Source organism: Oceanobacillus sp. FSL W7-1281 (assembly GCF_037969835.1).
GTDB classification, from domain to species: domain Bacteria; phylum Bacillota; class Bacilli; order Bacillales; family Amphibacillaceae; genus Oceanobacillus; species Oceanobacillus oncorhynchi.
On the sequence record NZ_CP150214.1, the window covers coordinates 3,280,303 to 3,296,390 of the forward strand.

14 protein-coding genes are annotated in these 16,088 nt (G+C 39.0%); 3 read left to right on the plus strand and 11 right to left on the minus strand.

Translation table 11 applies throughout. The annotated features are described in order from the left end of the window. The first annotated feature begins 27 nt into the window (after positions 1-27). Both MKX55_RS16240 and MKX55_RS16245 read left to right on the plus strand, forming a co-directional pair. The gene (locus tag MKX55_RS16240; RefSeq protein WP_339233504.1) at positions 28-675 is read left to right on the plus strand and encodes an acetoin utilization AcuB family protein; all 648 of its coding nucleotides are present in this window, start codon (positions 28-30) and stop codon (positions 673-675) included. Beyond that, positions 672-1,826 (plus strand): acetoin utilization protein AcuC, encoded by a 1,155-nt coding sequence (locus MKX55_RS16245; RefSeq protein ID WP_339233505.1) that lies wholly within the window; start codon positions 672-674, stop codon positions 1,824-1,826. The genes MKX55_RS16240 and MKX55_RS16245 overlap by 4 nt, the downstream gene beginning before the upstream one ends. A gap of 113 nt (positions 1,827-1,939) precedes the next feature. On the opposite strand, the gene ccpA is transcribed toward MKX55_RS16245, so the two are convergent. The 9 genes from ccpA to MKX55_RS16290 form a co-directional block, all read right to left on the minus strand. After that, complete coding sequence (ccpA, locus tag MKX55_RS16250) at positions 1,940-2,935, minus strand: catabolite control protein A (RefSeq protein WP_339178704.1); 996 nt, start codon at positions 2,933-2,935, stop codon at positions 1,940-1,942. A gap of 548 nt (positions 2,936-3,483) precedes the next feature. Beyond that, positions 3,484-4,560, minus strand: a complete 1,077-nt coding sequence (locus MKX55_RS16255) for a bifunctional 3-deoxy-7-phosphoheptulonate synthase/chorismate mutase (protein WP_339233507.1) — start codon at positions 4,558-4,560, stop codon at positions 3,484-3,486. Positions 4,561-5,521: 961 nt separating this feature from the next. Continuing rightward, positions 5,522-6,118: a YtxH domain-containing protein gene (locus tag MKX55_RS16260; protein ID WP_339233508.1), complete on the minus strand. Its 597-nt coding sequence runs from the start codon at positions 6,116-6,118 to the stop codon at positions 5,522-5,524. Between the two features lie 19 nt (positions 6,119-6,137). Continuing rightward, complete coding sequence (locus tag MKX55_RS16265; RefSeq protein WP_339178712.1) at positions 6,138-6,551, minus strand: DUF948 domain-containing protein; 414 nt, start codon at positions 6,549-6,551, stop codon at positions 6,138-6,140. A 649-nt stretch (positions 6,552-7,200) separates the two neighbouring features. Further along, positions 7,201-8,496: a UDP-N-acetylmuramate--L-alanine ligase gene (gene murC / locus MKX55_RS16270; protein WP_339178714.1), complete on the minus strand. Its 1,296-nt coding sequence runs from the start codon at positions 8,494-8,496 to the stop codon at positions 7,201-7,203. A 591-nt stretch (positions 8,497-9,087) separates the two neighbouring features. Continuing rightward, entirely contained in the window at positions 9,088-11,679 is a 2,592-nt protein-coding gene (locus tag MKX55_RS16275; protein WP_339233509.1) for a DNA translocase FtsK, read from the minus strand. 132 nt (positions 11,680-11,811) lie between these two features. Next, complete coding sequence (gene ytpR / locus MKX55_RS16280; RefSeq protein ID WP_339233511.1) at positions 11,812-12,417, minus strand: YtpR family tRNA-binding protein; 606 nt, start codon at positions 12,415-12,417, stop codon at positions 11,812-11,814. A gap of 5 nt (positions 12,418-12,422) precedes the next feature. Next, the gene (locus MKX55_RS16285; RefSeq protein WP_339233513.1) at positions 12,423-13,238 is read right to left on the minus strand and encodes a DUF1444 domain-containing protein; all 816 of its coding nucleotides are present in this window, start codon (positions 13,236-13,238) and stop codon (positions 12,423-12,425) included. Between the two features lie 16 nt (positions 13,239-13,254). After that, positions 13,255-13,572 carry a thioredoxin family protein gene (locus MKX55_RS16290; RefSeq protein WP_339178723.1) on the minus strand — a complete coding sequence of 106 codons (318 nt, stop codon included), beginning with the start codon at positions 13,570-13,572 and terminating at the stop codon, positions 13,255-13,257. 649 nt (positions 13,573-14,221) lie between these two features. Here MKX55_RS16290 and MKX55_RS16295 point away from each other — a divergent pair. Then, on the plus strand, positions 14,222-14,662 hold the full coding sequence (locus MKX55_RS16295) for a YtoQ family protein (RefSeq protein ID WP_339233514.1): 441 nt from the start codon (positions 14,222-14,224) through the stop codon (positions 14,660-14,662). Positions 14,663-14,962: 300 nt separating this feature from the next. Here MKX55_RS16295 and MKX55_RS16300 read toward each other — a convergent pair whose 3' ends face one another. Together MKX55_RS16300 and MKX55_RS16305 are read right to left on the minus strand one after the other, a co-directional pair. Then, entirely contained in the window at positions 14,963-15,346 is a 384-nt protein-coding gene (locus MKX55_RS16300) for a hypothetical protein (RefSeq protein WP_339233516.1), read from the minus strand. 229 nt (positions 15,347-15,575) lie between these two features. Further along, positions 15,576-16,088 carry a DUF84 family protein gene (locus tag MKX55_RS16305; RefSeq protein ID WP_339233517.1) on the minus strand — a complete coding sequence of 171 codons (513 nt, stop codon included), beginning with the start codon at positions 16,086-16,088 and terminating at the stop codon, positions 15,576-15,578.

Sequence of the window (16,088 nt, forward strand, 5' to 3'; positions counted from 1 at the left end):
GAGATATAACCAAAGGGGGATTCTGCTATGCTAGTTGAAGAGTTAATGAACAGAAACATGATAACGCTTCCACCAAATGCAACGATTAATGAAGCACTGCAGCTGTTGGAAAAGCATAAAATCAGACATATCACAATCGTGGATGAATCGATGCAGGTGCTTGGAATTGTTTCTGACCGCGATGTAAGAGATGCAAGTCCGTCCACTTTTTTGGATACAAGTGATTTTCACATTCTTAGCAAAGAAATTCAGACCATTATGACGAGTCCGGTGATTACAATTCATCCCATGGATTTTGTCGAAGAGATTGCTTATATTTTTTATGACAAAGAGATTGCCTGTTTACCGGTTGTGAGCCAAAATAAACTGGTTGGTGTCGTGACGGAAAAAGATATGCTCTATAAATTGATTCAATTGACCGGAACACATGAGCAAAGCTCCCTTATTGAAGTAAAAGTACCGGACCAGCCGGGAGAACTGCCAAGGGTTGCCAGTGTGTTTGGCAATCACAACGTAAATATTGTTTCTGTGCTGCTCTATCCTTACAAAGACCCTGACTATAAAGTCCTTGTCTTTCGTGTTAAAACGTTAAATCCGATGCCTATTATCAATGACCTTCGAGATGCCGGCTATACCCTGCTCTGGCCAAATAATATTATGGAGCCAAAGAAATGACGAAGCAGGCAGGCTTTATTTATACTTCTAATTTTTTAAATTATCAATTCTCAGAAGAGCATCCTTTTAATCACAAAAGGACCCTGCTGACGAAGGAACTGCTGGAAGCGCAGGCAACCTTAACAGCGGAGGATTTCATTGTACCTCGGGTTGCAACAGATGAAGAGATTGCTCTTTTTCATGATACGACCTATATTGAAGCGGTAAAAAGAGCCGGCAGCGGAGATTTAAAAGCAGACCGGGCACAGGAGTATGGCATAGGAACAGAAGATACACCTACTTTTCCAAATATGCATCAAGCTTCTTCTGCATTAGTCGGAGGCAGTCTCACTGCTATTGATAAAATATTAAACGGGGATTATAAAAAAATAACCAATATTGGCGGCGGGCTTCACCATGGGTTTCCTCGTAAAGCCTCCGGATTCTGCATTTATAATGATTGTGCGATTGCTATTAAATACTTGCGGGCACAGGAAGATTTGAAGGTACTTTATGTAGATACAGACGCACATCACGGGGACGGCGTGCAGGCTGGTTTCTATGATGATCCGAATGTATGCACCTTTTCTATACATGAAACAGGCCGTTACCTTTTCCCAGGTACGGGAAATGTAAATGAAAGAGGAATCAAAGGCGGGCATGGCTATAGTTTTAATTTACCTATTGATGCCTTTACAGAGGATGATTCTTTCTTAGAATTATATGAAACAGCTTTACGGAAAATTGCCGCATTCTTTAAACCAGATATTATCGTGACACAAAATGGAGCGGACAGCCACTTTCTCGATCCTTTAACACATTTGTGCGGAACAATGAAGATATATGAGAGAATCCCCTTGCTTGCCGCGGAAATTGCGGATACGTATTGTGATGGGCGATGGCTGGCTGTCAGCGGCGGAGGTTATGACATGTGGCGTGTTGTGCCGCGCGCATGGGGACAGGTATGGAATGTAATGAAAACAGGTAGCTACTGTGCAGGTCCCCTGCCTGAAAAATGGTTAAAAAAATGGCAAAAGGAGGCTCCGGTAGCACTTCCGGCAAACTGGCAGGACGCAGCCGATTCTTATACAGTAATTCCTAGAAGGGCTGAAATCACAGAAAAAAACAAATTACTGTTAGAAGATATGCTTAAGTATACTGCGATTATTTGATTGTGATGGAGGTTAGATTTCTTCTTTTTCAAACCATCACTGTCTCTTATCAGCCATAGAAAAAGACAAAGCAGTTTATGATTCAAAACTGCTTTGTCTTTTTTTGTTGTGCTTTATTTTGTTGAATCTCTGAACTCCATACGATGCGGCAATACCACGTTTTTCTCGTCTACTTCCTCATCGTTCATATATTTTGTCAAAAGACGCATTCCTACTGCACCTATATCATAAGTTGGCTGAACAACGGTTGTCAGTTTAGGACGTACCATGCTTGCCAGACGGATATTATCAAAACCAAATACCTCGATATCCTCAGGGACTTGTAATCCATTATCTTGTGCCCCATGGATTACACCTAAAGCAATTTCATCATACATCACAAATACAGAAGCTGGACGTTCGTCTAATTTTAAAAAGTGCTCCATCGCTTCGATACCCGTTGCATACGCATAAGAGCTCTTATATATATAATCTTCATTAGGCTCTATGTCAGCCTCTTTCAATGCACGCAAATAGCCATTAGTTTTTAATATATTCACACTTGTATCTGATTCACTGCCTACTAAAGCAGGCTGTTTGTTTGTCTTCTCAATTAATGACTTTGTCGCCTCATATGCAGCCAGCTCATAGTCAATGTTAACAGAAGGAATCGTATCTGTCGGGTCATACGTAGAAGCCAGTACTACCGGAACAGAGCTTGTCTGGAACTGGTGAACATGATCCTCTGTGATATTTCCGCCCATAAACAGAATACCATCTACTTGTTTTTCCAGCATCGTATTGATCAATTCCAGTTCCTTGTCCTTGTTTTGATCCGAGCTGCTTAAAATAATATTATACTTGTACATTGTTGCGATATCCTCAATTCCCCGGGCAAGCTCTGAAAAGAAGATATTCGATATATCCGGAATAATCGCACCGATGGTTGTTGTTTTCTTACTTGCCAGTCCGCGTGCGACTGCGTTAGGACGATATCCTAATTGTTCAATCGTTGCTAATACTTTCTTTCGTGTGGTTGGTTTTACATTTGGATTTCCATTAACAACACGAGATACGGTCGCCATGGAAACATTTGCTTCTCTTGCTACATCATAAATTGTAACAGTCATGTTTATCTACCTCCTAAAATTCATTTTATCGCAGTGCATCTGGCTGAAACTGGGACTGCCAATGTTGTCAGGTTAGTGCGACCGCTGGAGAAAAACACTACGCTTTCCCAAAGGAGTCTACGTGTTTTTCCTTCGCTAGACAGTTTTATTACTAACTGTATCAAAATTAATAAAATTAATTAACCTGTCAATATTGCTGGGATTACTCGTCCCATCGAAGAGCTTTTGTAAGACTCCCGCTTCAATCATAGTGAAAACCGGGAAATACAGCCCTGCTGAATAATGTTTCACTTTATACAAGAACTAATGCTGCATCTATTTATATATCATACGCTACCATGAAAAAAATTACAAAACTTTCATGAAAACAAAATGAAAATTTTCATAAACACACTATAAATATAATATACCTTTATCTTATTATATCCAAACTTGAAACTTTGAAAACATTTTCAACGTTTTATTTTAGCGCAGATCCTGTATAGCATTTTTTTCTATCAAAAAAACTGCCCCAAAAATTATACCACTAATTTTTGAGACAGTCTTTATTATTTTCCTAAACGATTTTCAACATCTTTGATTTCTTTAAAGAACTGATCGAATGTCGGGATATCCATTTGCTGAGCAGAGTCAGAAAGAGCAACTGCCGGATCCGGATGAACCTCTGCCATAACGCCGTCTGCTCCGACTGCGATAGCTGCTTTAGCTGTAGGCAACAGTAAATCTCTTCTGCCTGTAGAATGTGTTACGTCTACAAAAACAGGTAAATGAGTTTCTTGTTTTAAAATAGGTACTGCAGAAATATCCAGTGTATTACGTGTTGCTTTTTCGTATGTACGAATTCCACGTTCACACAGCATAATATTTTTGTTTCCTCTGGACATGATGTATTCTGCTGCATTAATGAATTCCTGAATGGTTGCAGATAGTCCGCGTTTTAACAGGACAGGCTTTCCAGCATCTCCAGCAGCCTTTAACAGTTCAAAGTTCTGCATGTTTCTTGCACCGATTTGAACGACATCAATATAATCAACTGCCTGTTCTAAATCTGCAGGATTTACAATTTCACTGATAACAGCTAAATCATACTCATCCGCTACTTTTTTCAGGATTTCTAATCCTTCGATTCCAAGCCCTTGGAAATCATATGGAGAAGTTCTCGGCTTAAAAGCCCCGCCGCGAAGTAATTTCAATCCTTTTTCTTTTACAGATGCAGCTACAGCAGCAACCTGCTCATATCCTTCTACCGCACATGGACCAAATACATAGCTGATTCCGCCATCGCCGACTGTTTCCCCTTTAAGCTCAACGACTGTATTTTCAGGCTGTTTCTTTCTCGATACTAAAAGTGCCTTGCTGTTATCTTCTTCTTGGAGCTCCAGACTTGCTTTGAAAATTTCTTTAAAAATATGTTCAAGTGTTGAATCCTGAAATGGACCATCATTATTACTTTTAATTTTATCCAGCATTTCACGCTCACGCACTGGATCAAATCGCTTAATACTCTGCTTGGTTTTTAATTCCCCAATCTCTTGATTAATGCCTGCTCTCTTGTTAATCAATTCTAGTATTTCCAAATTGACCTTGTCCATTTGTTCTCTTAGCTGTTCCATTTCATTACTCATCAATACACACTCCTCAAGTCTCTTAATCTATTTAATCATTTAGAATAATTAGAGACCATTATAGCTAAGATTCTTCTATTTGTCACCATCTAATTAATGTAAAATTTTAATTCTTAGAGAAAATACGGAAAAATGGAACCATTAATTTAATGATTTATCTTGAAATAAGGTCAACATGCCCCGCATTTCCCTTGATGAATTCTATATAATGGATTTATACAATCATGCAAGCAGGATTAGTTATTAACTCAACTTTCGCACCTAAGAATAAGCAAATATATCTTGCTATTCCAAGACGAACATGTTCTCCATTACCATGCTTGGATTTTGGTGAAATATCCGGCCTTTTTGGAATTGATGATGGTGCATAGCTCCGCTCCGGCCAACCACTCCGCTTTCCATGGGGACGGCTTCAGCTAACTTGAAAAGAAAACCGCTTTTCAAGTGGATCTTCAGCTCGCCCTGTTCCCATAGGAGTCTCCGTGGTTGGCCTGCGCTCTGATAGGATTCTACAGCGAATGAAAGAAATAACCTTTTAATGAGCTGGTCGAAATAGCAGCTTTCGCCTGAACAACCCAATCTTGACAGAACATTTTACCATGCAGCATGAAAAAAATGCTCTATCGGATCAAACATCTATTTGGTAAGTTGTTTTTCACGTATAGAATATCCTACTAGCGGAGGCGGACCGTTTTGACTCCTGAGGGATCAGCACCATCTGAAGATCCACTTTTGCCAAGTGCTCTTCTTGGCAAAAGTTAGCTGAAGAGCGTGCCCCTAGGAAAGCAAAACGATCCGCCGCAGCGGTGCTTTACACTTCACTTTCTATTCTTTGTCAAGGCTGTTATCGAAGGAACGATTTACCCCTGTTTCTATAAAAATGAAGTTACTTTTTAATGTGCGAAAATTGAGTTATTAAAAAAACATTGATGAGCATTTTACTCATCAATGTTTTTAAGTATTATGATTTTTTGTTTGCTTCTTTTTTCACTTCATTAGCTGCTTGTTTTGTTTCTTTTTTTACTTCTGCTGTTTTTTTAGAAGCAGTTTCCTCCGCTTCTGCTTTTTTATCAGCAGCTTCTTTTTTTACATTTTCTATTTTATCTGATACCTCATCTTTTAAATCCGAAGCCTTATCTTTTGCATCATCCAGCTTCTCACCAGCAGAATCTTTTACATCTTCTGCTTTATCCTGAGCATCATTCAGCTTATCTTCTACGACATCCTTCAAATCAGCCGTTTTTTGTTTTACGCTTTCTGTAAGCTCCTGAGATTTATCTGCAACTGTCTTAGATAAATCAGAAGTTACATCCACTGCTTTTTTCGTTAAATCGGAAGTTGTAGAATAAGCTTTATCTTTCCATTCCACACCTTTTTCCTGAGCTGTTCCTGCTAATTCTGTTGCACGATTTTTCACTTGAACCGCACCATCGTTTAAATCACTGCGCAGTTCTTTACCTGATTTTGGTGCAAGCAACAATGCTGTCGCAGCTCCTACAAAACTTCCTACAAGTGTTCCGATAATAAAATCCTTCGTGTTAATCTGATTGTCTGCCATCCGTATAACCTCCTAAGATTTAATTAGACTTGTGTTTCCGATTATTCCAATACTCAAAGATGGAAGCACCCCATTTTACTGCTTGAGCAGCTTTTTCCTGATCCTCTTTTGAGTGCTTTGAAATAATATTAGATAATTGCTGTAATGACTTATTAAAGTCCTCTACTGTATCACCTATTCCCTTTGCTCCCTGGATTAAACCATCAAGCTGATTTGATTTTTGAGTTAAATCAGCTACCAGCCCTTTAGAATCCTGAACAACCTCTCTTGCATCTTCTGTAACTCCGTTTACCTGGTGATTGATTTTTCCTAATGTTTCCCGAACTTCATCCATTGTTTTCTTTGTGTTGAACACTAAAATAACCGCATAAATCATTAATATGAGCAAGGCTATTATGGCAATTGCCAGTGCACTATAGAGGATAACTCCCATAAACTTATATCACTCCTTTATTTCTTGATTCATCCATATTGATTAAATACGTTTTAAGGGATAGTATGTACTCCATAAAGAGGTTGTCCAAATAACCCGGTAAACATGTATTGGATAAAACATTGCTTTATCCTTTCCGCAGGAAAACATGATTATTTGGCTCTTTAAACATCTGCGGCGAAGTAAACGGCATACTTATCCGTATCACTTTAAGCTCTTTCCATACCGGGAGAGCAGGCACCATAATTTATTTTTACCCTGCATTGGTAAAGAATAAACTACATTTTCCCTTAAAAGATTTAATCCATATTCTTATTGTATCTTATTTTTCCGTTAAAATACAACATCAATCTATATCCAGTATGGGAGACCGCTGCGAACCGCCCTTACATCGAATGAAATTTCATTCAGCAGGTATTTTCGAACAGCTGTCTTTACTGTATTTAAGATGCACTGCTTTCATCAACAGGACTGCGAGAATGGCTTATATCTGCTCCTGTATCGCAGTTTAGCAATGAGAGCCGGTAAGTGCCCCTGAAATTCTGTATGCAATCCATAGACAGCTCTTAAGCCTCTCAGGATAAAATAGCTTGCCTGCGTATTCACAGCAAATAGAAAAAAGCAGTGAACCGCTTCACTGCTTTTCCATTTAGGCAAGTGTCTCTTCATAGGATTTCTGGAATTTTTGAATATCTCCCGCACCCATGAAAATCAACACGCTGTCTTTATATTCTTGTAACACATTGGTGTGCTCTAAATCTAAAATATCACTTTCAGGAATCAAATTTTGCAGATCTTCAATAGTTAATTGACCTGACTGCTCCCGAGCCGATCCAAAAATATCACATAAATACACTTTATCTGCTTGGTTTAAGCTATCTGCAAATTCTTGTAAAAATGTTTTTGTACGTGTAAAGGTATGCGGCTGAAAAATAGCAACCACTTCTTTATTTGGATACTTTTTACGCGCTGATTCAATCGTTACTGCAATCTCCTTAGGATGATGTGCATAATCATCTACAATTACTTGAGAGCCAATTGTCTTTTCTGTAAAGCGTCGTTTAACCCCTTTAAAAGAGCTTAATTCCTTCATAAATTCAACTGGAATCCCTTCGTAGTGACAAATTGCTATCACTGCGAGTGAATTTAAAATCGTATGATTTCCAAACGTAGGAATGAAGAAATGCTCATAATAGGTGCTTCGAACATATACATCGAATTCTGTTCCCTGCTCTGTCTCTACCACATTTTTCGCTTGGAAATCATTTGTCTCATTAAAACCATAATAAATAATCGGCACTTTCGTATGAATGCCTTGAAGTTCTTCATCATCACCGCAGGCAACAATACCTTTTTTCACGCGATCAGACATAGATTGAAAAGCATCCACTACGTCATCTAAGCTTGTAAAATAATCCGGGTGATCAAAATCAATATTTGTCATAATCGCATAGTCCGGTTCATAGCTTAAAAAGTGTCTGCGATATTCACAAGCTTCAAAAGCAAAATATTTACTGTCAACATGCCCACGCCCTGTCCCGTCTCCAATTAAATAAGAGATTGGATAAGCACTTTCCAAAACATGCGATAATAATCCTGTCGTTGTCGTTTTCCCGTGTGCACCTGTAACGGCGATACTTGTATACTGTTTCAGCCATTCGCCTAAAAACTCATGATACCAATAAAATTTACAACCAAGCTCTCTCGCTTGTTTTATTTCAACATGGTCTTCAGGAAAAGCATTTCCTGCTATAATCGTATAATCTGATTGAATATTATCTTTTGAAAAAGACAGAATAGGAATATGTTTTTCTTCTAATGCCACCTGTGTGAAAATACGGCTGTCAATATCTGAACCCTGTACTTTCTCACCTGAGTCATGAAGAATTTGTGCTAATGCACTCATTCCTGTTCCTTTAATACCTATAAAATGGTAAGTTGTCATAAAACGAACCTCCAACGTTTTTTCATCCATTCATTTTCATGTCATTTTATTTGTTATCAGCGGTTCTGTGTCAAGATATTATATAACCGCAATCCCATTCAATGGATTATAACAAATAAATAACTTATTTTAAAGCAAAATTTATTATTTCAAAGCTTTTAAAAGTAAATTCAAGCATTTTAAACATATTTTTTTAAACGAAAGCGTTTGGCCGCCCATTTATTCATATAAAAATATACTTCCTTTTGCATTTTTGCAAATGCTGGCCGGCGGGGACGAATCATCTCAAGTCCCCATTATCCTTTCTTAACACGTAAAAAAGAAACACCATTTTCTGTACAGATAGAGAGCCTATATCTCATTCTATACAGATAATGAATAATATGTGCTTTTGCCTTATATTTTCTTTCTCTCTCTTGAAAAGCTTCCTTTATATTTTAGTAACTTTCCGGAATTATAGCAACTTTTTTAGTTGTCCTTATTTTTGATATGCGGAGAAACGGCATCCGGCAAGCCTTTTATAACAAACAAAGTGTGAGCTAGTTTATTAAAAAGTAATCGTATTTTCACCGCCAAAAAATGAGAGACAGTTTACATACTGTCTCTCTGCGCTTTTGTAATCAAGACCTCTCGCGCACGGCTGCCATTTTGCCCTGAGATAATTCCCCGCTGTTCCAGAGAATCAATTAATCTCGCAGCACGGTTATATCCTATTTTAAAATGCCTTTGCAGGGAAGATGTGCTTGCACTATTTTGATTTAATACAAATTCAATCGCATCTTCCAAGAGATCATCTTCCTCTTCGTCTATCTGTACTTGTTCTAATAAATCTTCCTGTTCAAATAGATATTGCGGTTCAGCCATTGATTTTGCATAATTTGCTACTCGTTCAATTTCCTCATCAGACACAAATGGCCCTTGTAAACGAACACTTTTCCCTGCGCCGTTCTCAATCAGAAGCATATCCCCTTTTCCAAGTAACTTTTCCGCACCGCTGGAATCAATAATTGTCCGTGAATCCACTTGGGAAGATACGCTAAAAGCAATTCTTGTAGGAATATTTGCTTTGATCAGGCCAGTAATAACATCCACAGATGGACGCTGCGTTGCAAGCAGAAGATGAATACCGCACGCTCTTGCTTTTTGCGCAATTCTGCTGATGGCGTCCTCTACATCTTGCGGAGACATCATCATTAAATCAGCTAATTCATCAATAACAATCACGATAAACGGCATCTTTCGATCTGCTTTTCCTTCTCGCAGCATTTTTTGATTATACCTGCTTATATCTCTGACACCTTCATTTACAAAACGGTCATAGCGATCCTCCATCTCTGCCACAGCCCATTTCAGACTCTGTGTAGCAGCTTTAACATCTGTGATGACAGGAGAAACAAGGTGCGGGATACCATTATATGGAGCAAGTTCAACCATTTTAGGGTCGATTAACAGAATCCGCACATCCTCATGACTGGCATTATAAATTAAGCTGACAAGAATAGTGTTGATACAGACACTTTTCCCCGAACCGGTAGCCCCGGCAATCAAACCATGCGGCATTTTATTAATATCAATTACTTTGGGCATTCCTTCAATAGTCAGTCCCAGCGCTACACTTAAAGGGGACTTATTATCTTTAAAATCATCCGATTCAATAATACGCTGAATCCCCACCATTTCCGGGTGAAGATTAGGAACCTCGATGCCTACTGTATTTTTACCCGGAATAGGTGCCTCAATACGAATATCCTTCGCTGACATATTCAGTTTTAAATCATCGGCTAAGTTTTTAATCTTGCTAACCTTAACACCCATCTCAGGATGCACCTCAAAGCGTGTAACAGATGGTCCCTGTGTTGCCTTTACAACTTTTGCTTTGACTTGAAAATGCTTCAATGTCTCTTCCAGCAAATCTTGCTGTTCTATCAGCCATTCTTCATCCTCTTCGGTTGATTTGGCTGCCGGATCGTTTAACAAGTGCAAAGGAACCTCTCTCGGTTCAGGTTCGCTCCGTGCAGGGGCAGGTGCAGGTACTGTATTCACAGTTGAAGCCCTGCTTTCGGAATCTTGATTTGCTGCATGGGTTTCTCCTAATTTTCCCTCTGCCTTGCGCAGCTCGTCCTCGCGTCTTTCATGTGCTTGCTGCAATCGCTGGAAAGTTTCCTCCCGTTTTCGCTGCTCCTGCAAATTTTTCTTATCCCGCGGAGTCATCATTACATTAAAAGCAGTTGAAGCCTGGCTTGACCTGTCCTTATTCTGACTTGGCATCTGGTCTGTTGTATGAATCGGGTTTCTTTTTTGAGAAGTAACATGGGTTTCAGTTTCAGTTTTAGGCTCTTCCGGCTCCGGAGGTGTTTCTTGAACCTCGTCTTCCTCCGTCTCCAGCGTCTCCGCCGTACTGCTGATTTCCTGCTGTACTTCATGCGTTTGTTCTAATATCATATCTTCTGAAAAAGTATCTTGCTGCTTATCCGACGTATCCGCTGTTTCAAAGATATCAGCTTCTTTTCTATCCGAGTGGTGTCCTGTATCTATTGTCGGCAGTCCTTCCTTTTTCCTTAACAATGATTCAGTTGACATCATCGTATCTTCTAAGCTACTCGCTGCTTCATCCTCTTTTTGAAGTTTGGATTCCTTTCTCTGATACGCTGGTATTTCATGAATCAGCTTAGATTCTCTCGACTGAAAGCCATAAATCGGAGAAGGCACCTCTGTCGGCTGGAAAGGAACATCCGGGTTTTTCTTATATACTTTTCTTCCCGGGTTATTTTCCGCTTGCTTAGTACTGCGCGAAGTACGTGCAGGATACGAAGCTTCTTTTCTGCTTCGGTTCGGCAGCGGGCGATGATTTTCCGGCTTTTTGTCCGCAGTTGTTTCTTTTCTTTGATTATTTTCTCTGTGTGTCCGTCTCTCTCTTCTTTCTTGTGCAATATCTTGATTTCTTCTTTTATAACTAGGTTGCTTGTCAACAGTCGTTTCTTTTTTTTGATCAACAGTATCTGGAATCACCGGAAACTTAAATGATCGCCCGGAAGGATAATGGTATGTCATTTTTGTCTGTATATTTGGTTGTTTATCAGTTTCTTCCTGTTCAACCTCAACAAATTCCTCTACTTCTATTTCCACTTCTTTTGTAAATATGTTTTTGAGCCGTTCTTTCCATTGCTCCCACCACATATGCATTCACTCATTTCCTTAATTGTTCATACTGTTCATTTTAGCAGTTTTTCAAAGGGATTTACATGATTACTGCAATAATTTTTTCGATTTCATTTCCTGTTAAAAAATCCCCTGCTCACACAAGGGATTTGAAAGTTAAAATGGAAATTCTTCGCCAATTTGATACGTATCATCCAGTACATAAATGCCTTTTTCCTTCGGCGCATCAGGCAAGCCCAGTTCTTTTTGAGAACAAACCATTCCGTGAGAAGGTACACCTCTTAATTCAGATGCTTTAATTTTCATTCCGGACGGCATCGTTGCTCCTACTTTCGCTACAACGACCTTTTGACCTTCATCGATATTTGGAGCACCGCAAACAATTTGCAAGGTTTCTTCTCCAACATCAATTTGACATACACTTAATTTATCCGCATTTTCATGGGCCTGTTTTGACTTTACAAATCCTACTACAAATTTCGGACTCAAATCAAATTCAAGGGGGTCATCTATTCCTTTTTTCTGGAAAAGAGTACGAATTTCTGCTAATAGACTTTCTGTTAAAGGAATTGCACCGTTTTTTTCATCTAATTGAAAATAGGTGGAAGCATGAAAAATATTGTAGCCAAGCACTTCTCCATCAGCTGATGTTATTTTAGTGATATCACCATTCGTTTCTTGCTTTAATTCATAGCGGTCTCCTTCCTTAATAGGAAGAATCAATACATCTCCAATTCCTTGACGGTTATAAAAAACATCCATCTCGTTCACTCCTCATTTTTCTCAGGTCGATTTTTTGCCAATATAAATACCGGCTTTAATTTTTTGTTTTCATAAACAAATGGCAAAGAAGTAATGGGTATTCTGCCATCTGCAAAAAATTTCATTGTCATTTGCGCTAAAATATCATATCCTGATTTATTTTGGATATCCCCTAAAATAAGCACATCCTGATGCGGAACAGCAACAGTTAATTCCCCTTTTGCATTGGCAAGCATTTCTTCTAAAAAGGCTTCGTTCAGAATACGGCTTGCATCATAACCATCCTGTGTTGCCAAGAAATAAAAATCATTGCCTGCAACTTGATCTGCTTTCGGCTGATAAGATAAAGAACGGATATTGAAAGATGCTATTTCGTCTAATCTCTCCTTAGACCAGCCCTCTTCCTCCAATAATTCTTCATCAATCAATCGATAGGACTTTCCTAAATCAAGTGCATAGAAAACGCGGGTTTCTGCAGTATGATCTTTATAAATCAACTTTTTCTTTGCCTTTGTTTCTGTTGGGAAAGAGGGAGAGCGGAGCACCGGAAAAATCTGCTTTTCCATTCCTTTTAGATGCTGCGTCTGATTCATGATTTTTAACGCTTCATTAACATGCTCCACAATTTCATCAAGAGCTTCCCTCCCCCGATCATTATATTTAGCAATTAAATTAGGCAAAGACACCGTCATGCCTTCGTTCGTGTCCTTCCATTCAATTCGTACAGCATCGTCGTCACGCTTGTAGGTCACTCGATAATCAGGATTCTTCAGTTCATCCTCCAACAGGCGTTTCATCTTAATGCTTGTCATTTTTGCCATGCAAATGCCTCCTTACCTATTTAGCAAGCCCGTCTAAAAAGGATTCGATTTCTTCTTGTGTTTTCCGGTCTTTACTCACAAATCTGCCCAGCTCTTCCCCTTTTTCAAACGCCAGAAAGCTAGGAATACCATAGATATCATATTCCTGGCAGAGCTCGATAAAGTTGTCCCGGTTTACTTCTACAAATTGAAATTGCGAATAAGCCGCTTCAATTTCCGGCAAAATCGGTTCTATCACACGGCAATCCGGGCACCATCCTGCCGTAAATAAAAAGACAACCGGGCCTTCTTGAATATACGTATTAAATTCCTCTGTATTTTGTAATTCTTTCATTTTTATACATCCTTTCTTTTCTCCTATCATAGCTTGCCACACATATTCTTTCAATTATGTTACCTTGTTTCCATATTATTTGAATTTTGATTTTTATCGTTCATTTTTCAAATAAGATAAAACAATAACATCACTTGGTCTTTAAATATCGGTGTTTTTGCCAGAGAGATACCCGCTGCGACGGGTTATGGCGGGGTGAGTACTCCAATGTTGTCAGGTTAGTGAATTGTCTTAAATATTGTACAGATAGTACTAAAACCTAACTAGCCGAGGAAAAACACGTAGACTCCTATGGGAAAGCGCAATGGTTTTCGGTGGGGCGAGTAATCGCAGTCCCAGTGTGAAGACCCCACAGAAAAAAAGCGAACTTCTTTTTTTCTACCCGCGGGGCATAAGTGCGACTATGCTTCTGTCTGCGCCTGACGGCTTGCCAATAAGCAAGTCTTCTTTAAAGGAGGCTGAGCGCAAGCCCATGGAAAGCGTAGTGTTTTTCCGCAGCGGCCGCATTAACCTGACAACATTGGTGAGTACTCACCCCCATGAAATCCAGGCGGTGGCTATAAACCATTTCTATACAATAATCAAATAACTTAACAAGTTTAGGAAAAACATTTACTATTAAAGATACCATTGATTGGGAGGGATTGGAATGAATTTAACAGTTTATCTTGCTGGACAAATTCACGATAATTGGAGAGAAGATGTTAAAAAGCTTGCGGAAGAAAAAAAGCTGCCGCTGACATTTGTATCTCCGCAGACAAACCATGACCGTTCAGATGATATTGGAGAAGCAATCTTAGGAAAACAGCCCGGCAATTTCTATCGTGATGACGCTGCTTCCAGTGTTAATAATTTTCGGACACAGGTATTAATGCAGAAATCAGATATTGTGATTGCTTTATTCGGGGAAGAATATAAACAATGGAATACAGCGATGGATGCAAGTACAGCCATAGCTTTAGGAAAACCGACGATTATTATTCGTCCGGAAAAATTAATTCATCCTTTAAAAGAACTTTCCAACAAAGCAAATATTACAGTGGAAAACGTGGAACAAGCATTAGATGTTATCGGGTATATCTACGAATAATGATTGCTTCAAGGAACTGTCGTCAAATGCAAATTTGCATTTGACGACAGCTTTTTTTGAAGAGTAAGGCAGTATAAAATGTTGAGGATAACCGCTCCAACGGGTTTCACGGGTTGAGTAATCGCAATCCCATGAAATATACTCCGATTTCCGTAGCAGAAATCTGCTCGGCGAGAATACCAGTATTTTAAAGACCAAATGATTTTCTTGCTGCGTTAGATTAATCTTATGTGAGTTTATATAACAAGAAAGTTCTTTTAAATAACGATTTCAAAACCATTTATAATTCATTATTTCATTTTAAGCTTTTTTGTTTTGATTATATTGAAGCGCTAGCTTATGTGCTTCTTCTACGGAAAGGCGATAAAAATCCGGTTCCTGTGATTCTTCTGTCTGATAAACGGATTGTATCGAGCCAGTACGTTGTTCCATGTCATAGTTAAAATATCGTATATGCACCCATATTTCTTTATCTTGTGAATTATCTCCAGGCAAGGAAAGTGGAAACCACGTACCATAGGGTTCTAAATAGATATTATATAAATGATATTTCCCATTTGCTTTATGAACTTTTTTTACTTTATATCCCTTTCCTCCTTTAAATTGAATTACATCCCCCACATTGATAACAGTAAATTTTCTTTTGCGTTTTCGATCTTTCTTTATGAATTTAAGCATTTTCATATCCCAAATTGCCCCCTTTACTTAAGTATAATATGAACTCCACCCCACTCATATAAAACAAAACTTCATTCAGCAGATCTTTTTACAGTCAGTTACACTGTCATAAAAACCGATTACGAATTCAATGCAACTAAAACGAACACCAGGGGACAGGTCCTTAACAGTTTCGTTCTATGTATGAAAAAAACTGCTGCGCAATCAGTTACCTGATTATGCAGCAGTCCTTCCTCTATTTTTGCCCCGCAAAATCATACTGTCCTTTCAAAAGCTGTACAACATGTGTAAACATGCTTTCTCTTGATATCAGGTTATTCGTAAAGATACCAATAGCTCCTTCATGGCTGCGGACGTTTTCTTTCTTGGTATAGACATCCATCACCATACTTAATTCCCCGGCTGTTTTAAGTGCCTTCTCAATTTCTTTTGGGAGGGCAATCCTTGCACCACTGGCAGTATATAATGTGCCATCCGCTGCAGCCAGCGCTCCCCAGTTACAAAGAAATAATGTATCGTCCACATACATGACGCCTCCTTCTAAGCCAATTCCAATGGCATCAGCACTTCCTGCAGCACATGCCTTCGCACGATTCACCGCGCCAATCCGCGTCTCCTCATCTGAAAAAGGCTGGGCAGACACTTTAGACGGGACTTCCAGCGAGCTTAGCTCCCATTCCGGAAAAACATTTCGGACAGCCTGGGTTTTAGTTGGGTTTTTCGAGCCGATAATAACTGTTTTCTGCAT